The organism is uncultured Porphyromonas sp. (assembly GCF_900541275.1).
GTDB lineage: Bacteria > Bacteroidota > Bacteroidia > Bacteroidales > Porphyromonadaceae > Porphyromonas_A.
In genome coordinates, this window is record NZ_UQJH01000005.1 from 70,489 (window position 1) to 95,160 (window position 24,672).

21 protein-coding genes and 1 pseudogene are annotated in these 24,672 nt (G+C 57.9%); 10 read left to right on the top strand and 12 right to left on the bottom strand.

All coding sequences use genetic code 11. From position 1 onward, the window contains the following. Nucleotides 1-17 precede the first annotated feature (17 nt). From ribD to kbl, 5 genes are all read left to right on the top strand, one after another. Nucleotides 18-998 carry a bifunctional diaminohydroxyphosphoribosylaminopyrimidine deaminase/5-amino-6-(5-phosphoribosylamino)uracil reductase RibD gene (ribD, locus tag QZR17_RS04285; RefSeq protein ID WP_297128065.1) on the top strand — a complete coding sequence of 327 codons (981 nt, stop codon included), beginning with the start codon at nt 18-20 and terminating at the stop codon, nt 996-998. 376 nt (nt 999-1,374) lie between these two features. Continuing rightward, the gene (locus QZR17_RS04290) at nt 1,375-2,418 is read left to right on the top strand and encodes a hypothetical protein (protein ID WP_297128068.1); all 1,044 of its coding nucleotides are present in this window, start codon (nt 1,375-1,377) and stop codon (nt 2,416-2,418) included. A 65-nt stretch (nt 2,419-2,483) separates the two neighbouring features. After that, a complete protein-coding gene (gene pta, locus QZR17_RS04295) occupies nt 2,484-3,506 on the top strand; it encodes a phosphate acetyltransferase (protein WP_070466721.1) in 1,023 nt (340 codons plus the stop codon). A 9-nt stretch (nt 3,507-3,515) separates the two neighbouring features. Beyond that, on the top strand, nt 3,516-4,724 hold the full coding sequence (locus tag QZR17_RS04300; protein WP_297128071.1) for an acetate kinase: 1,209 nt from the start codon (nt 3,516-3,518) through the stop codon (nt 4,722-4,724). A gap of 386 nt (nt 4,725-5,110) precedes the next feature. Next, nucleotides 5,111-6,310 (top strand): glycine C-acetyltransferase, encoded by a 1,200-nt coding sequence (kbl, locus tag QZR17_RS04305; RefSeq protein WP_070464715.1) that lies wholly within the window; start codon nt 5,111-5,113, stop codon nt 6,308-6,310. Nucleotides 6,311-6,475: 165 nt separating this feature from the next. On the opposite strand, the gene eno is transcribed toward kbl, so the two are convergent. The 7 genes from eno to QZR17_RS04340 form a co-directional block, all read right to left on the bottom strand. Further along, complete coding sequence (gene eno / locus QZR17_RS04310; RefSeq protein ID WP_296162391.1) at nt 6,476-7,792, bottom strand: phosphopyruvate hydratase; 1,317 nt, start codon at nt 7,790-7,792, stop codon at nt 6,476-6,478. Between the two features lie 215 nt (nt 7,793-8,007). Next, nucleotides 8,008-9,480 (bottom strand): lytic transglycosylase domain-containing protein, encoded by a 1,473-nt coding sequence (locus QZR17_RS04315; protein ID WP_297128076.1) that lies wholly within the window; start codon nt 9,478-9,480, stop codon nt 8,008-8,010. 6 nt (nt 9,481-9,486) lie between these two features. Next, nucleotides 9,487-10,239 carry a DUF5683 domain-containing protein gene (locus QZR17_RS04320; RefSeq protein WP_297128079.1) on the bottom strand — a complete coding sequence of 251 codons (753 nt, stop codon included), beginning with the start codon at nt 10,237-10,239 and terminating at the stop codon, nt 9,487-9,489. Nucleotides 10,240-10,242: 3 nt separating this feature from the next. After that, the gene (locus QZR17_RS04325) at nt 10,243-11,160 is read right to left on the bottom strand and encodes a ParB/RepB/Spo0J family partition protein (protein WP_297128082.1); all 918 of its coding nucleotides are present in this window, start codon (nt 11,158-11,160) and stop codon (nt 10,243-10,245) included. Continuing rightward, complete coding sequence (locus QZR17_RS04330) at nt 11,157-11,945, bottom strand: AAA family ATPase (RefSeq protein WP_070464738.1); 789 nt, start codon at nt 11,943-11,945, stop codon at nt 11,157-11,159. The genes QZR17_RS04325 and QZR17_RS04330 overlap by 4 nt, the downstream gene beginning before the upstream one ends. A gap of 84 nt (nt 11,946-12,029) precedes the next feature. Next, nucleotides 12,030-12,590: a hypothetical protein gene (locus QZR17_RS04335; protein WP_297128086.1), complete on the bottom strand. Its 561-nt coding sequence runs from the start codon at nt 12,588-12,590 to the stop codon at nt 12,030-12,032. Nucleotides 12,591-12,611: 21 nt separating this feature from the next. Next, nucleotides 12,612-12,971: a S4 domain-containing protein gene (locus QZR17_RS04340; protein WP_297128089.1), complete on the bottom strand. Its 360-nt coding sequence runs from the start codon at nt 12,969-12,971 to the stop codon at nt 12,612-12,614. Between the two features lie 478 nt (nt 12,972-13,449). Between QZR17_RS04340 and QZR17_RS04345 the strand changes: the two genes are divergently transcribed. From QZR17_RS04345 to QZR17_RS04355, 3 genes are all read left to right on the top strand, one after another. Next, the gene (locus tag QZR17_RS04345; protein WP_297128092.1) at nt 13,450-14,625 is read left to right on the top strand and encodes an NAD(P) transhydrogenase subunit alpha; all 1,176 of its coding nucleotides are present in this window, start codon (nt 13,450-13,452) and stop codon (nt 14,623-14,625) included. Between the two features lie 75 nt (nt 14,626-14,700). Further along, on the top strand, nt 14,701-15,033 hold the full coding sequence (locus QZR17_RS04350; protein ID WP_018107869.1) for an NAD(P) transhydrogenase subunit alpha: 333 nt from the start codon (nt 14,701-14,703) through the stop codon (nt 15,031-15,033). Between the two features lie 8 nt (nt 15,034-15,041). Beyond that, nucleotides 15,042-18,095, top strand: a complete 3,054-nt coding sequence (locus tag QZR17_RS04355; RefSeq protein ID WP_297128095.1) for an NAD(P)(+) transhydrogenase (Re/Si-specific) subunit beta — start codon at nt 15,042-15,044, stop codon at nt 18,093-18,095. 206 nt (nt 18,096-18,301) lie between these two features. Here QZR17_RS04355 and ruvC read toward each other — a convergent pair whose 3' ends face one another. The 5 genes from ruvC to QZR17_RS04380 all read right to left on the bottom strand — a co-directional run bounded on the left by ruvC (nt 18,302) and on the right by QZR17_RS04380 (nt 22,581). Next, nucleotides 18,302-18,886, bottom strand: coding sequence for a crossover junction endodeoxyribonuclease RuvC (gene ruvC, locus QZR17_RS04360; RefSeq protein WP_297128098.1), 585 nt, complete (start codon nt 18,884-18,886; stop codon nt 18,302-18,304). Nucleotides 18,887-18,890: 4 nt separating this feature from the next. Next, nucleotides 18,891-20,114, bottom strand: coding sequence for an LL-diaminopimelate aminotransferase (locus QZR17_RS04365; protein ID WP_297128101.1), 1,224 nt, complete (start codon nt 20,112-20,114; stop codon nt 18,891-18,893). 6 nt (nt 20,115-20,120) lie between these two features. Beyond that, nucleotides 20,121-20,921 carry a diaminopimelate epimerase gene (gene dapF / locus QZR17_RS04370; RefSeq protein WP_297128104.1) on the bottom strand — a complete coding sequence of 267 codons (801 nt, stop codon included), beginning with the start codon at nt 20,919-20,921 and terminating at the stop codon, nt 20,121-20,123. 77 nt (nt 20,922-20,998) lie between these two features. Further along, nucleotides 20,999-22,258 (bottom strand): type II toxin-antitoxin system HipA family toxin, encoded by a 1,260-nt coding sequence (locus QZR17_RS04375; protein WP_297128107.1) that lies wholly within the window; start codon nt 22,256-22,258, stop codon nt 20,999-21,001. A 2-nt stretch (nt 22,259-22,260) separates the two neighbouring features. Further along, nucleotides 22,261-22,581 carry a helix-turn-helix transcriptional regulator gene (locus QZR17_RS04380; RefSeq protein WP_296119324.1) on the bottom strand — a complete coding sequence of 107 codons (321 nt, stop codon included), beginning with the start codon at nt 22,579-22,581 and terminating at the stop codon, nt 22,261-22,263. Between the two features lie 636 nt (nt 22,582-23,217). Between QZR17_RS04380 and QZR17_RS04385 the strand changes: the two are divergent. Continuing rightward, nucleotides 23,218-23,628 (top strand): annotated as a pseudogene (locus QZR17_RS04385) (U32 family peptidase); the annotation flags it as partial. A gap of 98 nt (nt 23,629-23,726) precedes the next feature. Beyond that, nucleotides 23,727-24,671, top strand: a complete 945-nt coding sequence (locus QZR17_RS04390; RefSeq protein WP_297128111.1) for a hypothetical protein — start codon at nt 23,727-23,729, stop codon at nt 24,669-24,671. Nucleotide 24,672: the final 1 nt, after the last annotated feature.

Sequence of the window (24,672 nt, forward strand, 5' to 3'; positions counted from 1 at the left end):
TTTTCCCTAATGAAATGATGAGTGACGAGAGATATATGTGGCGAGCCATCGATCTCGCTCGCCGTGCAGAGCTGCAGGCTGTCTGCCCCAATCCCCGGGTCGGTGCGGTGCTGGTCTGGCAGGATAGGGTCATCGGTGAGGGGTATCATCAGCGGTGTGGAGAGGGGCATGCGGAGGTGAATTGTCTCGGCTCTGTCGCCCCCGAGGACGAGTCGAAGATCCCCGACAGCACACTCTACGTCACTCTCGAGCCCTGCTCTCATCAGGGACGAACCCCCTCCTGCGCCCGTATGCTGATCTCAAGAGGCATCCGGCGGGTGGTCGTCGGTTGCCTCGATCCCAATCCTCTTGTCTCCGGACGGGGGATCAGTCTCCTGCGCCAGTCCGGTATTGAGGTCTCCACCGGCTGCCTCGAGGAGCAGTGCCGGCAGGTGGCGAGAGTTTTCCTCACCAATCAGGAGCAGGGAAGGCCATATATTATACTGAAGTGGGCGGAGTCGGCCGATCACTTCCTCGATCGGCTGCGGCAAAGCCCGGAGGAGCGCCCGGTCGCCTTCTCCACCCCTCATACGCGTATGCTGGTTCATCGGCTCCGGAGCTGCTGTAGTGGGATTGTGGTCGGGAGGAGGACCCTTGAGCTGGACCGGCCGTCGCTCACCAATCGCTACTGGCCGCTCTCGCCCTACTCGCCGAAGCGCTTTCTCCTCTCCTCGCAGGAGGTTGACCTGGATCCCGGCTGGGAGCTCCTCCGCAGCGTCTCGCCGGAGAGTATGTCCTACCTCCTGATGGAGAGTGTCACCTCGCTGCTCGTCGAGGGTGGGGCAGAGACGCTGAGGGCGTTCCTGGAGGCGGACCTTTGGGATGAGATCTACGTGGAGCAGGTGCCGGATGTGACGCTCGGTGAGGGGGTGAAAGCTCCGTCGCTGGACGCACTGACACCTGACCAAGAGCTTGTGAGGGACGGGCATCACCTTTACAGATACCGCAGATGGGCGTGACAGGATTTTCCCTGTGTTTGGCGGGTATACCGGTATATGACTTTGCTAATTGAATGATAGAGTAACCTTATTGTTATAAGTGTTTTATGAATTGGCGACCTTTATTTCCTCTGGTTATTGGTCTTTTGGGACTTGTCCTGTACATCTCTAACTTGATCGAGCTAGAGAAAAAGAAAGACACATACCAAAATCCTCCTTATGTATCTGCGCGTCGAAGGGAGATCTATCTCTGGATTGTGATCTTCTCCTATCTTTTCATTGATAATATTTGTCCGGTTTGGGGACTGCTTTTCAATACGTAGACTAAGGAGTAGTTGAGAGCATCCGCACCTCGCTCGTCTTTATGCGAGGTGCGGGTGCTCTTACCATATCTTTTATGATCCTCCACTACTTCAATCCCGGGTACGAGCTCTCCGCAAAGCGGCGGCAGGCTCACTACACGCCGACGAAGCCGGTCCGGCAGCTGCGGCATGACCTCGCCACCCTGCCGATCTACTACGCTGCGGAGGGTGAGGGGGTGCTGGTGCCGCAGGACCTCCCTACGGAGCTGCGGACGGAGCAAATGGTCAGCCGGGCGGAGACGGGCGACCGGATCGTGCCGTGGGGGGCGGCACCGGAAGTGCCGGGGATCGGGTATGAACCGGAAGTGATGCGCCGGCTCGCGAGTCGGGAGCGGTCACAGGAGTTGTGGAAAAAACTGTACGAGCCGTCGCTCTTCGGTCCTATGATGCCACCTCGACGCATCTCGGAGGAGAGCGAAGTGCCCAAGGAGGGACGCTGGGTCGCCAAGCTCGACTTCAGCAGCTCCGGTCGTGGGGTCTTCTTCCCTAAGTCCATACCGGAGCTTCGGGAGGTGCTCCGGAGGCATCAGGAGCTCTACCTGGAGCCGTGGCTCGATCGGGTGGCAGACCGAGGGTACGAGTTTGTCCGCCACCCCGATGGCGGGATCGAGTACGTGGGTGTCCATCTCTTCACCACCGGTCAGGGTCGCTATGGCGCCAGTCTCGTTGCTCCTCAAGCGGTGGTGCTGGAGCAACTCCGCCGTCAGCCTACCACGCCCACGCACGAGGAGTATGTGGCACACCTGCTGGAGCGACTGCGAGGCTACGACTTCCACGGCTACACCGGTCCCTTCGGTATCGACACTGTGGTATGGAGGGATGGCGACCACCTACGGCTCGCCCCCTCTGTGGAGATCAATCTCCGGCGGACGATGGGGCACGTCGCCCTCGAGTTGTCGCGGCGGTATGCCGAGCCGACCGGACTGACCCTCCTCTACGAGATCACCTCCCCGCAGGGTCTTACCGACCTCCCCCTCTACCTCACCGGGTCACTCCACACGTACGCCCCCACGCTGCTCACCCCGATCCTCCCCGACACCCGATTTGTCGCTCTCCTCCGACCCACCCCAAAGTGGTAAAAAATGGTTACTTTTGCCCAGCGAGAGAGAAAAAATCATTACAATCAATACGTTCATCATATCCTATGAAACTACTGGAGTCTATTGCCGAGAAGGCAAAGAAAAATGTCATGTCGATCGTCTTCCCAGAGGGCGAGGAGGAGCGGACGCTTAAGGGCGTCGATATGCTCCTTCGGGACAAGATCCTCACGCCTATCCTGATCGGCGACCCGGAAGTGATCCGGAGGAAGTCCGAGGAGCTCGGGCTGGAGCACATCCATGAGGCTCAGATCGTTTGTCCCAAGAGCAACCCCAAGAAGCAGGAGTACGCAGACCTCCTCTACGATCTCCGCAAGCATAAGGGCATGACGCCCGAGCAGGCACTCGCCAAGGCTGAGGACCCGCTCTTCCTCGGCTGCCTTATGATCAAGAGTGGCGACGCCGACGGAGAGGTATCCGGTGCGATCCACTCCACCGGCGACACCATCCGCCCCGCCCTGCAGATCCTCCGCACCGCTCCCGGAGTCAAGGCTGTGAGCGGTAGCTTCATCATCCAAATGAATGACCAGATCACGCCCAAGTACGGCTCCGACGGCCTCTTCGTCTTTGCCGACTGCGGCGTCATGATCTCACCGAATAAGGAGCAGCTCGCTCAGATCGCCATCTCCTCCGCCGAGACCGCACAGTCTGTCCTCGGTATGGATCCCAAGATCGCCTTCACCTCCTTCTCCACCAAGGGCAGTGCCAAGGATGAGAAGGTCGACCTCATGGTCGAGGCTATGGAGTACACCCGCGAGATCGCTCCCGAGCTGAAGATCGATGGCGAGCTCCAGATCGATGCCGCCCTCGATCCCACTGTCGCTGAGCTCAAGGCTCCCGGTAGCGAGGTGGCCGGTCACGCCAATGTCCTCGTCTTCCCCGACCTCCAGGTGGGCAACATCGCCTACAAGATCGCACAGCGTATCGGTGGTGCCACCGCCATCGGCCCGATCCTGCAGGGTCTTGACGGTGCTGTCAACGACCTCTCCCGCGGCTGCTCCCCCATGGACATCTACTACCTCGCTGCTGTCACCGCCCTCCAGGCTGCTCATCGTAAGTCTCAGAAGTAATATCAGGATATGAAGGTTTTAGTCCTCAATTGCGGCAGCTCGTCTGCCAAGTTTCAGCTCATCGACACCGAGTCGGAGCAGGTGATGATCAAGGGGAATGCTGAGCGCATCGGCGACAAGGAGTCGTTCCTCAAGGTCAAGACCCCGGACGGCAAGTCCAATACCATCGAGCAGTACTTCCGCGATCACACCCAGGCGGTGGAGCTGATCCTCAAGCAGCTCACCGACCCGCAGTACCACTGCATCTCCAGCCTTGATGAGATCGGCGCTGTCGGTCACCGCGTCCTGCACGGTGGCTCCGTCTTCACGAAGAGCTGTCTCGTTACCCCCGAGGTGATTGAGGGGATCAAGAGGTGCATCCCCCTCGGGCCACTGCACAACCCCGCCAACCTCAAGGGTATCGACGCTGTCTCACAGGTCCTGCCCAAGGCTCCCCAGGTGGTAGTCTTCGACACCTCCTTCCATCAGACGATGCCGGCGAAGTCCTACATGTACGCCATCCCTCGCCGCTTCTACGACGAGTATCAGATCCGTCGCTACGGCTTCCACGGCACCAGCCACCGCTATGTCAGCCACCGCACCTGCGAGATCCTCGGGCTTGACCCCGATCACAATCGCCTCATCTCCTGCCACATCGGCAACGGAGGCTCTATCTGCGCTGTCAAGGATGGCAAGTGCATCGATACCACGATGGGGCTCACCCCGCTGGAGGGACTGATGATGGGTACCCGCTCAGGCGACATCGACCCGGCTGCAGTCCTCTATATCATGAAGAAGGAGGGACTCACTCCCGATCAGATGGACCACCTGCTCAATAAGGAGTCTGGCGTCCTCGGCGTCACCGGCAAGTCCAGCGACATGCGCGACATCGAGGCTGGTGTGGCTGCAGGCGACAAGGACTGCATCCTCGCCCTCTCTATGTACGATCAGCGGATCAAGAAGTACGTCGGAGCCTACCTCGCTGAGCTCGGTGGTGCCGATGCGATCATCTTCACCGGCGGTGTGGGAGAGAATCAGGCCATCACCCGTGAGACCGTCTGCTCCGATATGGAGTTTTGTGGCATCAAGCTCGACAAGGAGCTCAATGCCAAGGTCCACGGTACCGAGACCGTCATCTCTGCCCCCGACAGTAAGGTCAAGGTGATCGTCGTGCCGACCAACGAGGAGCTGGTCATCGCACGCGATACCGTCGCCATCGTCACCGGCAAGATGAAGTAAGGCCATCGCCTTTCCCTAATAGAGAATCAAAAGGGTCCCCACAGTCGCACCGGCTGTGGGGACCCTTTTCTTTTGCTCAGAGGATGAAAGGTCGGAGCCCAGTCCTAAGGGAAAAGTCTAATACCGATATTAGGTAACTCTAATATCGGTATTAGACTTTCCTAATATCGGTATTAGAATCACCTAATATCGGTATTAGACAAGCGCCTGTTTTTCGTCATGGGGCAGGCGCATTAGGGATGGGCGGATGATCCCTTTTCTCCATACTCTCACACCGGCTCTTGAGAGGCAGTCAAGACGAGTAAAAAATGGTATCTTTGGGGTACTCAAAAAGCGAATCCTCAGTAGAAGACACTTTTAATCATCTCTATACACAATCACAATCTATGTACGACAAGTATAAGAAGCACCTCGAGGAGACTCTCCAGGCGATCAAGGATGCCGGCACTTACAAGCGTGAGCGCCTCATCACCAGCAAGCAGAGCTCTGCCATCACCGTGGATCAGAATGGCAAGGAGATCCATGCACTCAACTTCTGCGCCAATAACTACCTCGGTCTCGCTGACGATCAGCGCCTGATCGATGCCGCAGAGAAGATGATGGCCCGCCGTGGCTTCGGTATGTCCTCTGTCCGCTTCATCTGCGGTACGCAGGATGTACACCTGGAGCTGGAGAAGGCTATCTCTCGCTACTTCGGCACCGAGGACACGATCCTCTACGCTGCCTGCTTTGATGCCAATGGCGGTCTCTTCGGCTCCCTCCTCACCGAGGAGGATGCGATCATCTCCGATCAGCTCAATCACGCCTCCATCATCGATGGTGTCCGTCTCTGCAAGGCACAGCGCTACCGCTACCTCAATGGCGATATGGCCGACCTGGAGGCGAAGCTCAAGGAGGCTCAGGCTCAGCGCTTCCGCGTCATCGCCACGGATGGTGTCTTCTCTATGGACGGCAACGTCGCTCCGCTCGATAAGATCTGCGAGCTGGCTGAGAAGTATGACGCTATGGTGATGGTCGACGAGAGCCACTCTGCCGGTGTCGTCGGCAAGACCGGTCGCGGTGTCACCGAGCAGTATGGCGTGCGTGGTAAGGTGGAGATCATCACCGGTACCCTCGGCAAGGCCTTTGGTGGTGCTGTCGGTGGCTTCACCACCGGTAAGAAGGAGATCATCGAGCTCCTCCGCCAGACCTCACGTCCCTACCTCTTCTCCAACTCTCTCCCCCCATCTCTCGTCGGTGCCGGCATCGAGACCTTCCGCATCCTCGAGGAGTCAACGGAGCTCCACGACCGTCTGATGGACAATGTCGCCTACTTCCAGGAGAAGATCAAGAAGCTCGGCTTCGACCTGCTCCCCACACAGAGCGCCATCGTCGCTGTGATGATCTACGACGCTGCCAAGGCTGCTGAGTTTGCTGCCCGCATGCAGGAGGAGGGCATCTTCGTCACTGGCTTCAGCTATCCGGTGGTACCGAAGGACAAGGCACGCATCCGCGTACAGCTCTCTGCTGCTCACACCCACGAGCAGATCGACCGCTGCATCGCTGCCTTCGATAAGATTGGCCACGACCTCGGGATCCTGAAGTAATCCACTTCCACTTCATCCAAACCTATGGCGCCCCGGCGGACTTAGATCCCCCGGGGCGCCTTTCCTTTGGTGCCTGACGATCTTTTTTTTGGGGAAAAAAGAGGGGGCGACAAGTCAGTAGTGACCTGTCGCCCCCTCTCTGTGGGCTCTCTCTCGAGGGAGAGATTACTTCTTGCGGCTTACGCGGCAGTAGCCGTACTGAGCCTTGTCACCCAGCTCCTCCTCGATGCGGAGCAGCTGATTGTACTTGGCGATGCGGTCGGTGCGGCTGAGAGAGCCGGTCTTGATCTGGCCGCTATTGGTGGCCACAGCGATGTCGGCGATGGTGGTGTCCTCAGTCTCACCGGAGCGGTGGCTGGTGACGCTGGTGTAGCCGGCGCGGTGAGCCATCTCGATGGCGTCGAGGGTCTCGGTGAGGGTACCGATCTGATTGACCTTGATGAGGATCGAGTTGGCAGCGCCCATCTCGATGCCCTTCTTGAGGTAGTCGACGTTGGTGACGAAGAGGTCGTCGCCGACGAGCTGGCAGCGGTCACCGATGCGGTCGGTGAGCTTCACCCAATTCTCCCAGTCGTTCTCATCCAGACCATCCTCGATGGAGTCGATGGGGTACTTAGCGATGAGCTGCTCGAGGTAGTCGATCTGCTCCTCAGCGGTCAGCTTCTTGCCATTGGGATCCTTGGGCATACCGGTCTTGAGCTGGCGGTAGTCGTAGTACCACTTGCCATCCTCCTGTACAGCAAACTCAGATGCGGCGCAGTCCATAGCGATGCGCACGTCCTTACCGGGCTCGTAGCCGGCGTCCTTGACAGCCTGGATGATGGAGTCGAGGGCGTCCTCGATGCCATCGAGCTTGGGGGCGAAGCCACCCTCGTCACCGACAGCGGTGGAGAGGCCACGCTTCTTGAGTAGCTTGGCGAGAGCGTGGAAGACCTCAGCACCCATACGGAGACCCTCACGGAAGGTCTCAGCACCCACGGGGCGGATCATAAACTCCTGGAAGGCGATGGGCGCATCGGAGTGAGCGCCACCATTGATGATATTCATCATCGGTACCGGGAGGACGTACGTATTGGTGCCGCCGATATAGCGATAGAGGGGCAGGTCGAGTGCGGTGGCGGCAGCACGGGCGCAGGCGAGGGAGACGCCGAGGATGGCGTTGGCTCCGAGCTTGGACTTCGTCTTGGTGCCGTCGAGCTCGAGCATCTTCTGGTCAATGCCACGCTGGTCGAGGACGTCCATACCGATCAGCTCGGGAGCGATCTTAGTATTGACATTCTCCACAGCCTTGAGGACGCCCTTGCCGCAGTAGCGCTTCTTGTCGCCATCGCGGAGCTCGAGAGCCTCGTTCTCACCCGTGGAGGCACCACTGGGGACGCAAGCGCGACCGATGATGCCATACTCCAGCTCTACCTCTACCTCTACGGTGGGGTTGCCGCGAGAGTCGAGGATCTCGCGACCATGTACGTTCTGAATTTCCATTCTTCTCATTATTCTATAGGATTAGTACTAAAAATCTTTCTTTACCGACCACAAATATACCCAAAGTGTCCGACTTAAGTGGTCCGCTTGACCTCTTTTATAAGATCTGAAGTGGAGGAAGAGGGCCACGGGATGCTCCATAGGGCGTATCTCGTAGGTGACGACCTGCTCCACGAGGCCTCGTACTATAGCCCTCTCAGATGGCAGACGGGGACTTACGGGATCAGGAGGCGCTGCCCGGGACGGATGTTATTGGAGCGGAGGTTATTGGCTCGCTTGATCTTGGTGACGGTGACGCCCTTGTACTTCGAGGCGATCCCGGAGAGGGTGTCGCCTCTCTTCACGGTGTAGTAGCGGGCATTATGCTGCTGGGTGCTGCCCTTTTTCTTGCTCGTCGTGCCGGACTTGGCTGCGGAGACTGAGGCTTTGTCGCCTGTCCGGATCACTAACCGCTGCCCGGGGTGGATCGTATTTGACCTCAATCCATTCCACTGCTTGATCTGAGCTGTGGTGACGTGGAAGCGGCGGGCTATGGAGCCGAGAGAGTCGCCTCGGCGGACGCGGTAGGTCACCTCTCGCTCACTGTCGGCAGTCTGCTGCTCGTCAATGTCATCAGAGTCGGACGTGCTGTCCTCCTCCCTCGCCTCGCTCTCGTGGTGAGTGGCGAAGTACTTCTCCCTCTTGGAGTCAAAGTCGATCGCTGCCTGCGCCGGCAGCACGATCACCTGCGATTGCTGGTTGCCGGGGATGATCCCCTTCTTGTACATAGGATTGAGCAGCTCGATGGTATCGAGGGAGACGCTGGTGATCTCCGCCAGCTCTCTCGTGGTGCAGCGACGGGCGAGGTGGACTGTGTCTGTGGCGAGCGGTATGTGGATCGCTGAGGGTCGTATGTCGTGCTCCCGGTAGTACTCCATGCTGTAGAAGGCAGCGATGAAGAAGGGGACGTAGGAGCGGGTCTCGCGGGGGAGGTAGGGAAAGATCTCCCAGAAGTCTCTCTTCCCCCCTGAGCGGCGGATCGCCTTATTGATATTGCCGGGACCACAATTGTAGGCCGCTATGGCGAGCATCCAGTCGCCGTAGAGGGCGTACATGTCCTTGAAGTACTCGCACATGGCGCGGGTGGACTTGCGGGGATCCATCCGCTCATCGATCACCGAGTTGATCGTGAGACCGTAGATCTTGCCGGTGCGGAGCATAAATTGCCAGAAGCCTGTCGCTCCCATCCGGGAGACGGCGGTGGGATTGAGTGCACTCTCAACGATGGCGAGGTACTTCAGCTCGAGGGGCAGCCCCTGTCTGTCGAGCTCCTCCTCGATGATAGGGAAGTAGTAGGTGGCCCGACTTAGCATCAGGCTCATAAGGTTGCTCCGGCGATTGACATAGAGGTCGATCGCCTCCCGCACAGCGGGATTGTAGGTGAGCGGTATGGCGCTCTCCATCCGTGCCAGCCGGTCGCGGTAGAGCTGGTCCTTACCCTCCAGCTCTCGCTTGCTCGCCTGTCGGTGTGGCTTGCTGAGGGAGTAGTATTCCTTGTACCGAGAGTTGAGGAGCGAGTCGAGAGCCATATCGAAGCTCTCCGGCAGACGTCCTAGGTCGGGCTCCTCACCATTGCTCTGACCATAGGCCTGAGGTAGGGCGAGTGCTGTCAGCAGGAGGAGTAGGAGGAGTGGGAATGGGCGTCTCATATAAGGTCAAAAGGATAGAGCTACCTGGACGGCAGGTCCTCCCGATGAGGGGAGAGTGGTCGAGGGGATGTAGGAGGGGGTCGCCCGAAGTGTCAGTTCCGGGGAGATGTCGAAGTGTGCCAGCTCCGCATCGACGTAGGCATCGACGATCGAGAGGGCGTAGACGCCCACGGCAACGATGATGGAGAGGTCGCGATTGCGCCGATAGAAGTCGCGTCCATGGCGGAGGGTCTCTTGGAAGGAGCCGTTAGTCCGGTAGCTTTTGGGGTCGGCACCGGCGGGGACAAAGGCGATCCACGAGTCGTTGGTCATCGGGTCGTCGCTCTTGATGTCGCTGTAGGCCTTGGCGTACTCGAGGAGGTTGTTGTTATTCCACGAGATGGCGTAGTAGAGGGCGGTCATGCCCCCGATGATGATCGGGACCTTCCAGTACTTCCTATTGTAGACCTGTCCGCCTCCGGGGATGATCGCCCAGAGGACTGCGGCGCGGGGACTGGGGGAGAAGGTCTTCTGCTCCACCTTCGTCACCTCCTCCTCCTCAGTGGGGACCTCGGTCGGTATCAGCCGAGTGCTATCCTGCTGTACTGCCAGGGCGTCTGTCTTGGCGGGTGTGAGGATGGTTGTGTCGGGCTGCAGTGGTGGGGCAGAGGGGATGGTGTCGCAGCCGATCGTCTCGCGCCCATACGCCAAGCTTGTCCCCAAGCCGAGAGCCAAGAGGAGGAAGAAAAGGTGTGCCAGACGATGACTCAGGCGGTACATACGCTACAGCTTGCTCAGCATCGAGAGGATCTCCTGCAGCTGATCATCGCTTGCGAAGGGGATCGTGATCCGACCCTTACCGGCGGCGTTGCAGCTCATCTTCACTTTCGTCCCGAAGATCTGTGAGATCTGGTCGGTGGTGCTGCGGTACTGTGCCAAGCGCTCCTTGGCGACCCGGCGTGCCTCCTCCTGCGATTTTGCCCGGTCGCTCGGCTCAGCAGTGCTGTACTCGCGAGCCATCTGCTCCACGTCCCTGACGGAGAGATCATCGGTGAGGATCTGCTTGTAGAGCGCCAGCTGCAGCTCGGTGTCCTCTATGCTGAGGAGGGCGCGGGCGTGCCCCATGGTGAGCTTCCTATTCTTCAGCCCCAGCTGTATCTGCGCCGGGAGCTTGAGGAGCCGGAGGTAATTGGCGACCGTGGCGCGCTTCTTCCCCACGCGTGTCGCCAGCTCCTCCTGCGTCAGCCCGTCGGCATCGATCAGCTTGCTGAAGGTGAGGGCGATCTCGATCGCATTGAGGTCCTCGCGCTGGATATTCTCGATCAGCGCCATCTCCACTACCTGGTCGTCATCCACGGTGCGGATATAGGCGGGGATCGTCTCCAACTCTATCAGCCGGGCAGCTCGGTAGCGGCGCTCACCGCTGATGATGATGTACTTTCCCTGCCCCTTACCATCCTCCCGCACGGTGATCGGCTGGACGAGCCCGATGTGCTTGATCGAGGAGGCCAGCTCCTCGAGGGTCTCGGCATCGAAGTCTCGCCGTGGCTGGTCGGGATTGGGGTAAATGGCATCGAGAGGTAGCTCAGAGATGGAGGAGGATCCTCCGGTCTCTACCTTCTTTATATTGACGAAGTCATTGGGGAAGAGGGCGTCAAGTCCTCGCCCGAGAGAGGCGCTATTTCTATTGCTCGTACTCATGAGATGGTTCGGCGGATCGGGGTGTGATTATTCTCCATCACCTCGTGAGCCAGCTCGAGGTAGTTTTGACTCCCCTTGGAGGAGAGGTCAAAGTCGAGTACGCTCTTGCCGAAGCTCGGTGCCTCGCTGATGCGGACGTTGCGATTGATGACCGTGTCGAAGACGAGGTCCTTGAAGTGCTTCTTGACGTCCTTATAGACCTGCGTGGAGAGCTTGGTGCGGCTGTCGTACATAGTCATGAGGAAGCCCTCGATGTCGATGGGGGGATTGAGCCGCTCCTTGACGATGCGTAGGGTGCTGAGGAGCTTACTGATCCCCTCGAGGGCGAAGTACTCGCACTGGACAGGGATGATGACCGAGTCGGCGGCAGCGAGGGCAGCGATGGTGATGAGACCGAGGGAGGGCGCGCAGTCGATGAGGATGAAGTCGAAGTCCGGCTTGAGTAGCTCCGTGATGCGCCTGAGGACATACTCCCGCTGTGGGACGTTGACCAGCTCCACCTCAGCCCCAGCGAGGTCGGTGTGTGATGGGAGGATCTCCAGTCCCTCCACGGAGGAGGGGATCAGGCACTTCCTCGGGTCGGTATCCCCGAGGATGCAGCCGTAGGTAGAGAGCTCGGCGGACTTGGCCTGAGCACCGAGACCACTGGTAGCATTGGCCTGCGGGTCCGCATCGATAAGCAACACGTGGCACCCCAGCGCGACCAGTGCCGCAGAGAGGTTCATCGCCGTCGTTGTCTTGCCGACACCGCCCTTCTGATTGGATATAGCTATTACTTTGCCCATAGCACTTGCCTGATAATGATCAGGGACAAAGTTAGGCAAAATCTATCACATACTTCCCGGCAAACTGCCTACCGGATCAGCGGCTCAGTCGGCGTACTCGCTGATATCGTCTTGTGTGGCGGCGTTGTAGTAATCGATGAGGTACCACTTGTCGTCCGGAGATTTCCGGGCAAAGGTGTACTGCTCAAGGATGTCAGAGTCGATGTATCCGGTGCAGAAGGAGGCAGTGTCCCTCTCGATGATGATCCATGAGGCAAAGTAACCGGTGCTGTCAGGCGAGATGATCCGGAAGGGATCCTCGACCACATGAGGTGGAGTGACTCCGCTTGGGAGGAGGGCGCGCGAGCGTACCACTCCGGCGTCCTTACGGAAGCTTACGAGGAAGGAGGTCAGTGGCTCGGTCCCCTGATTGCATGGCGCCTCGATGCTCTCAAGGAGGGAGTTATTGGACTGGTACACCGCAAAGGTGCAGGGCTCCTCCACCTCCGTCGCCATCGGGACGCTCTGCTCAGTCGTGAGAGGGGCGGGGGTCGCCTCTTCCCAGCTCTTCTCCTCGCTCTGCCGCTTACTGCCGCTGCAGGAGAGAGAGCCCACCAATAGGAGCACCAGAGTCATACTCCCCACTCCCATCCTCATCACGCTCATATATATTGTGTGTCTACTTATCTATTCGTCGTACGCATCCTCCTCGTACTCGTCCACCTTGGAGCGGGTACGACGGTGCTTCTTCCGACCCTTCCTCAGCTCGCGACTCTTGGGGTCCTCGTAGCGCTCATCCTCCTGTCGAAATTGCTTTCCCGAGCCGACCTCGGTCCGCCCAATCTCCTGACGCTCCAGTCGGCGGAAGATCCCCTTGAGGGGTATGGAGACGTCATCCAGTGCGACGATATCGCCGGAGCCGGCCTTGTCGCCGATCTGAATCTTCGATCCATTGACAGTGACGCGCCCCTGGCGGATGTAATCCTCGGCCTCGCGTCGGGTGTAGTCGTAGTATTCAGCAATAATGCGACTTACTCGTACTTCCATGATGAAGTAAAATGATTAGAAAGTATTTCCAATGATTAACAATAGATTAGGGTACAAAAGTACTCTTTATTCCCATTAAAACAAGCGTCTATGCCCGGGGGTTGCCATCGTGGATCATAAACGGTGATCTGAGAGGGCAGTCTGCTCGTCTACCACTCCGTAGGGTAGGATGCGGATTGCGCGTGAAGGTAGCACGGGATGTGCAAAGTGCAGTAAGCAATTAGCACTACTTGCCATCAGCTGAGATGCGTCTCCCTCAGATGATTGTCGGCGGCTCTTGTGGGATGTAGATCTCTGTATATTAAGTATGTACGCGATCTTCTTGGTGGCTCTTTTTATTAGCGAGTGAGTTAATGTGAAAATTTAGTATCCCCGAACCTCTATTTTTCTTGTTTGGTCCGACTCTTTTTTCCATACATTTGTCTCAGACAAGACAATTACAATCACCTTTAAAACCAAAACCAACCACTTATCATCTATGATTATAAGCATTCCGCGTGAGATCATGCCCGGTGAGAGTCGCGTCGCAGCGACTCCGGAGACCGTGAAGAAGTTTGTCGCTGACGGCTGCGAAGTCCTCGTAGAGGCCGGTGCAGGAGAGCCCTCCTACCACCACGACAAGGACTACGAGGCTGCCGGTGCCAAGCTGATGACCGATACTCAGGCACTCTTCGACAAGGCCGACGTGATCCTCAAGGTCAAGGAGCCGCTCTTCAATGAGCAGCTGCAGAAGAATGAGGCAGACATGATGCACGAGGGTCAGGTGCTGATCACCTTCATCCACCCCGCCTCCCCCGTCAATCATGAGATGGTGAAGAAGCTCGCCCACAATGGCGTCGTAGCTCTCACCCTCGATGGTGTACCCCGTATCTCTCGCGCTCAGAATATGGACGCACTCACCTCGATGAGTACCTGCGCCGGATACAAGGGTATGATCATGGCAGCCAACGACCTGCCCTACTTTATGCCCCAGATGTTTACCGCTGTCGGCCAGATCGTCCCCGCCAAGGTGATGGTCATCGGTGTCGGCGTTGCCGGTCTGCAGGCTCTTGCCACCGCCAAGCGTCTCGGTGCGATCACCTACGCTGCTGATATCCGCCCGATGGCTGCTGAGAATGCAAAGTCTCTCGGCGCTCAGATCGTCGAGACCGGTGTCGATCCCAAGCTCGCTGTCGGCGAGGGAGGCTACGCTATGCGTCTTCCCGACGATGTGCTGGCTGCAGAGCGTGAGAAGCTCTATCCTACGATCAAGGAGATGGACATCGTCTTCTGCTCCGCACTGATCCCCGGTAAGATCGCTCCTACGATCATCACCGAGGAGATGGTCAAGGGGATGAAGAAGGGCGCTGCCATCGTCGACATCTCTATCGACCAGGGCGGTAACTGCGAGTGCACGCCTCCCGGAAAGCACGAGCGTGTCCACGATGTTATGATCAATGGTATCAAGAATATCCCCGGACTGCTCGCCAATAGCTCCACCTGGATGTTCTCTCAGAATATCTACAACCTGACCAAGTATCTCACTCACGACGGCAAGATCGTCCTCGATCCTCAGGATGAGATCTGCAAGGGTATCACCGTGACCAAGGACCGCAAGATCGTACATGCCGGCTGCCTCGAGGCGCTCGGTGCAGACGGTCCTCTGGAGTGCTAATCATCTAATCACCATGAGCCAAATCGATTTTCCTGGATAGGGAGACCGGTTTGGCTCTTTTTTATCTCTTATGATATGGCTTCACCACTAGTCTTAGTCCTGGTCTTCATAGTGTCCGCAGTGGTCGGATACTTCATCATCCGGCAGATCCCCAGTCTGCTCCATACGCCGCTGATGTCGGGTATGAATGCACTCTCCGGCATCACCATCGTCGGCGCGATCATCGTCGTCTGTGAGACGGTGGAGTGCATCGATGCCTACGGGGGCGACTTCCGCTACTACCTCGCCCTGATCCTCGGCGGCATTGCGCTCATCCTGGCGATGATCAATGTCGTCGGTGGCTTTGGCGTCACGGAGCGGATGCTCAAGATGTTTCACCACAGCAAGTCCTCCAAGGGGGGTAAATGATCGGTATTATGATATCTGTACTCAATATTATTATCCCCCTCTTAGTGCTCGCCGGCCTCTGGATGATGAGCCGTGTCTCTTCGTCTGTTAATGGTAATCGGACCAGTATCCTGGCGATGATCCTGGCGATACTCGTCGCCTTCTGGGGACACGGTATGGTGCCACTTCTCTGCACCCTCTTCTTCATCCTCATCGGTCTCGTGATCGGCTTTATGATGGCTCGTAAGGTCAAGATGATCGAGATGCCTGAGATGGTCGGACTGCTCAATGGTCTCGGTGGTGGTGCCTCCGCCCTCGTCGGTATCGTCACGCTGATGGGCATCACCTCGCCCGAGGTGTCGATTACCTTAGTCGGTATGCACGCCGACTCCTTCTCGCTGGGGGCCTTCGAGTCCTCCACCGGTGTCCTCGCCGTGATCGTCGGTATGATCACGCTCGTCGGCAGTCTCATCGCTGCCGGTAAGCTCCACCGCGTCATCGATGGTCGACCCAAGGTGATCAAGAATCACAGCCTCTACCTCACTGTCTCCCTCGCCCTCTGTGGCATCCTCTTCATCTGGAGTTTCTTCGGTGTCAATGACGGCAATGCCGCATGGATCGTCTGCCTATCGGTCCTCTTTGCTGCCCTCTTCGGTGGGCTCTTCACCATCCGCGTCGGTGGTGCCGATATGCCGATCACGATCTCGCTCCTCAACTCTCTCTCCGGTGTCGCCGGCTCGATCGCCGGTATGGCTATCGGCAACGTGATGCTGGTAGCCATCGGTGGTATCGTAGGTGCCTCCGGACTCCTCCTCACGCAGATCATGTGTCGGGCGATGAATCGCTCCCTCGGGGATATCCTCCTCGGCAAGACCGCTGCTCCTGCAGGGAAGAAGAAAGCTGCCCCCAAGGCTGCCGCTCCCGCCGCCGCCCCTGCTGCTCCGGCAGCTAAGAAGGAGGCCTCCCTCCCGGAGCTCCTCCACGATGCGAAGAAGGTGATAATCGTCCCCGGCTACGGTATGGCGCTCGCACAGGCACAGCATCAGGTGAAGCAGCTCGCCGACACCCTTCGTCGCAATGGCGCAGAGGTTCGTTTTGCCATCCACCCCGTTGCCGGTCGTATGCCGGGCCATATGAATGTCCTCCTCGCCGAGGCGGATGTGCCTTACGATGACCTCTTCGAGATGGAGCGGATCAATGACGACTTCAAGTCGACCGACCTTGTCGTCGTGATCGGAGCGAATGACGTCCTCAATCCTGCCGCCCGTGAGGCTGAGGGCACACCGATCTACGGCATGCCGGTGCTCAACGTCGATCAGGCGAAGCACATCATCATCTGCAACTACGACCTCAAGCCGGGCTACGCCGGAGTGGAGAACCCGCTCTACACCCGCAAGGAGGGCGTGACGATGTGTCTCGGTGATGCCAAGGAGACGGTGGCTGACCTCGTCAGTGCCGCTACCCAGGCACCTGCCAAGGCGGATGCCGCTCCCGATGATACCGCCAAGCTCCTCCACGAGGCTAAGGAGGTGATCATCGTCCCCGGCTACGGTATGGCACTCGCACAGGCGCAGCACGAGGTGAAGCACCTCGCCGATGCGCTGACCCGCAATGGCGCACACGTACGCTTTGCGATCCATCCCGTCGCCGGTCGTATGCCTGGCCACATGAATGTCCTCCTTGCCGAGGCGGACGTGCCCTATGATGATCTCTTCGAGATGGAGCGGATCAATGACGACTTCAAGTCGACCGACCTTGTCGTCGTGATCGGGGCAAATGACGTCCTCAATCCTGCCGCGCGCGAGGCTGAGGGTACACCGATCTACGGCATGCCGGTGCTCAATGTTGACCAAGCAAAGCACATTATTATCTGCAACTACGACCTCAAACCGGGGTACGCCGGAGTGGAGAATCCGCTCTATACCCGCAAGGAGGGCGTGACGATGTGTCTCGGCGATGCCAAGGAGACGGTCGGCGAGCTCCTCGCCAAGACGACCGCACCCCTCGCCACTGCATGTGAGCCGACGGAGCTCTCCGATGAGGGTGCTCTCCTCCACGAGTCCAAGCGGGTGATCATCGTCCCCGGCTACGGTATGGCGCTCGCTCAGGCGCAGCACGAGGTGAAGGGGCTTGCCGACACGCTTCGGCGCAATGGCGCTGAGGTTCGCTTTGCCATCCACCCCGTTGCCGGTCGTATGCCTGGGCATATGAATGTCCTCCTCGCCGAGGCGGATGTGCCCTACGATGACCTCTTCGAGATGGAGCGGATCAATGACGACTTCAAGGATACCGACCTCGTGATCGTGATCGGAGCGAATGACGTCCTCAATCCTGCCGCCCGTGAGGCTGAGGGCACGCCGATCTACGGCATGCCGGTGCTCAACGTCGACCAGGCGAAGCACATCATCATCTGTAACTACGACCTCAAGCCGGGCTATGCCGGAGTGGAGAACCCGCTCTACACCCGCAAGGAGGGAGTGACGCTGAAGCTTGGTGACGCCAAGGAGACCGTGGCTCAGCTCGCTGCCGAGGCTGCCGCTGCACCCTCGGAGGTGAAGAAGGCCACCGGTGGTCCCGACCTCTCCAAGGTGCTCACTGATGCGAAGAAGGTGATCATTGTCCCCGGCTACGGTATGGCGCTCGCCCAGGCACAGCACTTGGTGAAGCAGCTGGCGGACACCCTGACCCGTAAGGGGGCAGAGGTTCGCTTTGCCATCCACCCCGTCGCCGGTCGTATGCCGGGCCACATGAATGTCCTCCTCGCCGAGGCCGATGTGCCCTACGATGACCTCTTCGAGATGGAACGGATCAATGACGACTTCAAGGAAACCGACCTCGTGATCGTGATCGGAGCCAATGACGTCCTCAATCCTGCCGCCCGTGAGGCCGAGGGTACGCCAATCTACGGCATGCCGGTGCTGAACGTCGATCAGGCGAAGTACGTCATCATCTGCAACTACGACCTCAACCCCGGCTACGCCGGTGTCCCCAACCCGCTCTACGAGCGTGAGTTCGGTGTGACTCTCCTCCTCGGCGATGCCAATAAGACGGTAGCTGACCTCGTCGCCGCTGCCAATGCCTAAGGCACAGCTTTAGAGTATAGATCAATCCCAAAGGGGCTGTCTCACCGAGAAGTGAGACAGCCCCTTTGGCGTATCGTGTGAATGTTGTTTCAGTCAGGAGATAGTATGAGTCTCGATGACACTACGCCCTCCCTTTCTTCTTGTGCCTTTGCACCACGTCGTGAGGGATCTGGCAAATGATCTTTAGAGGGACGGAAAATCGGCTCTCACTTGACGACCTTGTCGGGATGGTTGCGGAGGTAGTCGCGCCACGAGGAGGAGCGACCGCCCGTGACCGGTCCGCGACCTGCGGAGAGGACGTGACAGACCGCTGCACCGGTGGCATCGGTGGCATCGAGCGCATCCATCATCGCCTCTGGGGGGATGGAGAGCATCTTGCGGAGGTAGTAGGCGACCTGCTCCTTGGAGGCGCTGCCGTTGCCGGTCACCATCTTCTTGATTGTCGATGGGGGGTACTCCGTCACCGGCAGGTCAGCGAGCTGAGCAGCGACGATTGCCGCCCCCTGGGCGCGCCCCAGCTTGAGCATACTCTGTACGTTTTTTCCATAAAAGGGTGCCTCTATCGCCAGCTGATCGGGGTGGTAGCGGGCGATGAGCTGAGAGACGCCCTCGTGGATCTTGCGCAGTCGGCGGTACGGGTCAGCGTAGCGGTCGAGCTTAAGCACACCCATGGCGATAAGGCGCATCTTGCGCCCCCGGGCGGCGATGATGGCGTAGCCCATCACGATCGTCCCCGGGTCTATCCCGATGATGATCTGCTCACGTGCTCTTTGGGCGACAGGCGTGCCCATTGGGTCAGCCGAGGATCCGCTTCATCGCCCGCTCCGTCAGCTCGTGCGTGGAGAAGCCGGAGAGGCGGAAGTAGCCCTCGCCCTCGGGACCGAAGCCGACGCCCGGCGTACCCACCACGCCCTTCTCCTCGAGGAGGTACTGGAAGAAGTCCCAGCTCCTCGGGTGGCTCTCCGGGGTCTTGATCCAGATGTAGGGCGCCGAGATTCCGCCGAAGACCTCCATGCCCCGCTCTGCAAAGACGGTGCGGATCATTCGGCAATTCTCGAGGTAGTAGTCGACGTGGTCGCGGATCTGCGACTGAGCCTCAGGCAGGTAGGAGGCGGCGGCACCGACCTGAGAGATGTAGGAAGCACCATTAAACTTCGTCCCCTGACGCCGCGCCCAGAGCCGATTGAGCTCCACCTTGGAGCCGTCCTCGAGGTGCGCCTTCAGAGCGTGCGGGACCACCGTGTAGCCGCAGCGGACCCCGGTGAAGCCGGCAGACTTGGAGAAGCTGCGAAACTCGATCGCGCACCGATCTGCTCCCTCCAGCTCGTAGATGCTGTGGGGCACGTCCTCCTCACGGATGTAGGCCTCATAGGCGCCGTCGAAGAGGATCACCGCATCCTCAGCGAGGGCGTAGTCGACGAAGCGCTGCAGGTCGGCTCGCTTGAGCACCGTTCCGGTCGGGTTATTGGGGTAGCAGAGGTAGAGCAGGTCGACGTGCCGGGAGGGTAGTGGGGGGATAAAGTCATTCTCCTTATTGCACGGCAGGTACTCCAGCCTCGTCCACCGTCCGTCGCGGTACTCTCCGCAGCGGCCCGCCATCGCATTGGTCTCGATGTAGGCGGGGTATACCGGGTCGGTCACGGCGACCATCACGCTGTCGTCAAAGATGTCGACGATATTGGAGGCGTCCGGTCCCGCACCATCGCTGATGAAGACCTCCGACCAGTCGACCGGAAGCCCCTTGCTGCGGTAGTCCTTGGCGATGCGCTCCCGGAGGAACTTATGCCCCACCTCGGGGCCGTAGCCGTGCATCGTCTCGCTGTGGCCCAGCTCTTCCACTGCCTTAGCCATAGCCTGTAGGCAGGCATCCGGCAAGGGAAGCGAGACATCGCCGATGCCCATGCGGATCAGGTCGGCATCGGGGTGGTGCTTGAGGTGGCAGTCGATGCGGTCATTGATCTCCACGAAGACGTAGCTGTCGGGGAGCTTGAGGTAATTGGTGTTGATCTTATGATTCATACGGATTTATCTTAGCTGAAGTGTGCCATCAAATACCCGGGTGGCGGGTCCGGTCATATAGAGCGGCCGGCTCTCCTCCCCGCTCCACTCGATCGTCAGATCACCGCCCGGCATGCGAACGCATACAGGGGAGAGCGCCAGCCCGAGGCGGATCGCCACGGCGGCTGATGCGCAGGCTCCGGTACCACAGGCGCGGGTCAGCCCGGAGCCTCGCTCCCAGACCCGCATCTCAAGAGTGTGCCGGTCGATGGGGCGGATCACCTCCACATTCGTCCCCTCGGGGAATCGCCGGCTCTGCTCCAGCATCGGCCCCTTGGTCTCGAGCGGGAAATCTCCCTGTGCGAGGATGACGAAGTGGGGGTTGCCCATACTTGCAATGCAGCCCTCGACTCCCTCGACCGTCTCGGGGGTCGCGGTCACCTCGGGGATGCCCATCTCGACGCGCGCCCCGGTAACCTCTTTTTCTTTATCAAAAAGGAGGTCCACAGTCAGGAGTCCCGCCCCGGTATGGATGCGAAGGGAGGTCTCCTCGGTGCGCCCCTCCTCGTGGAGGAGCTTCGCGACGCAGCGGATCGCATTGCCGCACATCTCCGCCTCGGAGCCGTCCTTATTGTATATATGCATTTCGAAGCTTTCGGCGTCGTGCCGGGAGTAGGTCACCACACCGTCGCCCCCGATGCCGGTGTGGCGGTCGGAGTAGTGCCGGGCGAGTGCAGGATAGTCGAGGGAGGGGTAGCGGTCACGATCGATGTAGATGTAGTCGTTGCCCAGTGCCTCCATCTTGGTGAAGTGCAGGATCTCGGTCATTGCTTTGCTCTCAAATTCTTGCTCTGATGCCCAAAGTTACCCATTTTCGCCTCGTTCGCTCTTCCAGGGCAAAAGCATCAGGATACGGAAGTGATGCTGAAGCGCCCCGCAAAGGCCGGTATCTCACGGCTTGGAATGTGCAGCCTTGTTGCTATTTCTTGCCATCCCCTCACGGCGTCAGTCACCTCGCTGATGATCTGCCGGGCTACGTTCTTCTCGATCATATACTCCTCAGACGCATCTGCCAGGTATCCTATGTTGGCCTCACTCGTGACGGAGTTGATCAGGAGGCTCTGATGCTGACTGAGAGTGGGGTTGAGATCATAGGCCGGTGACAGGGTCCAGCCCTTTGCCGTCAGCAAGAAGCCGTGGTTGCGGAAGTGGTCATCGCTATTGCCGATACATATATTGAAGGCTACTCGTCTGTATAGTTCCTGCAGATTGGCTTGCACGTCCGTGCAGTGCTGGATGATGAAATCAACTATGTCGAGGTAGCCATAGCCATTGGAGGCATTGTCCCCATCACTCAATCCTAAGAGGGTCATCGCCGAGGCAAAGTGGATCCGCTGCCCCTCCTCGCCCCGGTCAAACCTTCGAGATAGTAGGGTGTGGTACTTAGGTCCTGAGGCAATCACCTTAGTCTCAGCCACATTAATACCAGCCTCTATGGCTAATTGGTGGCAAAAGTGCTCCCATAAGCCCACATCGTAGTCGTCCTTTCGGGAGGGAAACTTAGCGATATATAGCGCCCCATCGGTGTCTACTACACTTGCCTTCGGTCTGGCTCCTCCGAGCGAAGAACCCGGCTGTAGAAGTTGGGTCAGCCACTTCTTGTCAGGCAACTCGTTTGCCTCCTCGCTCTGCTCTATGGCCCGGCTGGCAGCCTCCAGTGCCCTTATGTCCGTCAAGGGGGGTATCCTCAGTACCGGACTGCTATTGATGAACTCACCACCCGGCGACTCCCTGATGCGGAAGCCGCCCATACGAGAAAAGTCATCGATGCCCAGGAGGTAGTCAAAGGAGGAAATATGGCGGAGCGGTCGCCCCTCCTCCACGGCCAGGATCTGCTGCTTACGCATAAAGAGCATCCTACCCCAGCGATCAGGCAGGGCATCAGAGAAGCACCCGAAGATATCCTTTCCCTCCTCGGTATACTGCATCCCGGGATAGGGATTGAGGTCTGCACTCAAGAAGAGACTTCCGTAATCCCGAAGCCACTCTCTGTCGAAGGAGAAACCATAGGTGTCACTCCCTCGAAGCGACTCGTAAGAGAGCTTCCCGACCAACCTCACCTCCTTAAGCCAATCGAAATCGGCATATATCAGCAATGTCTTCATGGCTATCCCTTCTTCGAAGCCCGCTGCCTATCCACCATGCTTAAGTCTTGTAGGCGTCGCCCCAGCTCGTCCTCCTTGGCTAACCATAGGATGTCATCATCGAGCTGAAGCGCATACAACACTCTGAGGTAGATGCCGATGGCAACGGTTGGGGTCCCCCTTTCGATCCGAGATACCGTGAGGGGGGAGCAGGTGGCTCGCTCTGCCACCTGCTCCATTGTCAGATTGCGCCTGAGGCGAGCCAGCTTGATCTGTTCGCCTACAGTCTCCATCTTTTGCTCTAACTTTCGGGGCAACTTCGTCCCCATCGTGTTCTTTGCCATCTCACTCAACCTATCATATAGTATGCAAATGTAGGCAATATTTATATTTAATGATAGGTTGAGATGGTCTGTCACAGTGTGTCGCGCTATCAAGCCTCTCCGTGGAGTGCAACACGCTTGCTGGAGGGGGGCTTTCTGCTCGGCGACCCGCCAGGGGTCGAGGGTGTTGGGGCGGGTCTCGGCACATCGGTCACCGCTTTGCGGATGACCGATGCCTAAGGAGCGAGCACCCTTGCGGGTGCCACACGGGTGAGCACACCTTGGTATATGATTACCCTAATGCTCAAATGCGTAACCCCTGTGATCTGTGACTCCCTGTTCAAGCAGCTCGCTTCTCAGAGAAATCTCTAATACCGATATTAGTGTCGCCTAATACCGATAAAAGAATTCTCTAATATCGGTATTAGATCAAGCGCCTATCCATCGGGCATTGGACACCCCTCCCTTTGGGCTCCACGGCAAAGGCAGTAGATAGTAGGGGAGGAGGTAGTTAGGATCCATGGAAACAACAGAGGTAAGGGGGCTGATCTCGGCATTTCTCCCCTATGACAGAAGTGACCGATCCGTGCACCCCGACGACCCATAGCTCCACTTGGGGTGGGTAAAACTGAGGGAAGGAATGGGTACCTTTGCACTATGAAGAGAAGCATCGAAATACTGGCACCTGCTTCGTCCCTCGAGGGCGGACGGGTGGCTCTCTCGGCAGGGGCGGACGCAGTCTATATCGGGGCACCGAAGTTTGGCGCGCGCGCTGCCGCCGGGGTCTCTCTCGAGGACATTGCGACGCTCACCCGAGAGGCACACGAGGTGGGCGCACGGGTCTATGTGGCGCTCAATACGATCCTGACGGATGAGCAACTCCCCGAGGCGGTCTCACTAGCGTGGGACCTCTATGGTGCCGGTGCCGATGCGCTAATCATACAGGATATGGGGTTGCTGATGGAGGAGCTGCCTCCCATTCCCCTCCACGCCAGTACGCAGTGCCACAACGACAGCAACGCCAAGCTCCGCACCCTCGAGGCGCTGAGTATGGAGCAGGTGGTGCTTATAGAAAAATAGTCAGTGATACCGCACGACTGATGGGCAAGATAAGAACGGAAAGGAATTTCTCAATTTTATAGATCAGAAAACCGAACAACATTATTATGAATAATCGATTTCTATTTTGTACTATATGTGCTATCATACTATTGATGGGTAATGTCTGCTCTGCACAAGTTATCGGCACAATAGTTAATAGGGAGAAACAACCTGTCGGTGGTGCCTCTGTTACACTGACCTGCAAGGGGAGTCCGGCTAAGAATATTTCTATTTCAAATATGAAAGGAGAGTTTAGGGTGGAAACAAAAACACTTGAGGGACAAGACTGCATTCTTGAAATTAGACATGCTGCCTATGCTCCCTACCTCCTTTCTTTACAGAAAATGCCGAAAGCGATAGAGCTTGATACAATAAGATTGGAGGATAACGTCCTCGAGGAGGTGACGGTCATGGCTGATAGAATTATCCATAAAGTAGATAGAAAGCTACTGTTTCCATCCCAAGATGACATCAGGCTTTCGAGCTCTGGCTATGATCTCATAGATAAAGTCAACTTGCCCGGAGTTTATGTTGATACGGCAAACAAAAAAGTGGAGAGGCGAGGGTCGGGAAGTGTTCCTGTTTTTATCAATGAAAAGCGTGCTTCACAAGCCGATGTCGTTGCCCTGCGACCAGATGAGGTTGTGCGTATAGAGTACATTGATAATCCCGGTGTTGAATTTGGGCTGGAGACACCTACTGCCATCATCAATTTTATCGTTAAGCCTCGAGTGAAAGGTATGTCCATCGGTTTTAATCTGAATGATGCTGTGACTACGTTGAATGGACAGAATTATATCTATGCACAATATAATCATCGCCTGTCCAAGTGGGGCATTTACTATCAGAATGATTTTTCAAAGTTAGGCCGAAGACACATCGACCAAACGGATAGCTATATCTTATCTGATGGAAACCTTCACGGAATACGCCGTGAGGGAATGAATACAATGCTGGCATACGCAAACCATGATTTCGGCATTACCTATGATTGGACAAAGAAGGGATAGT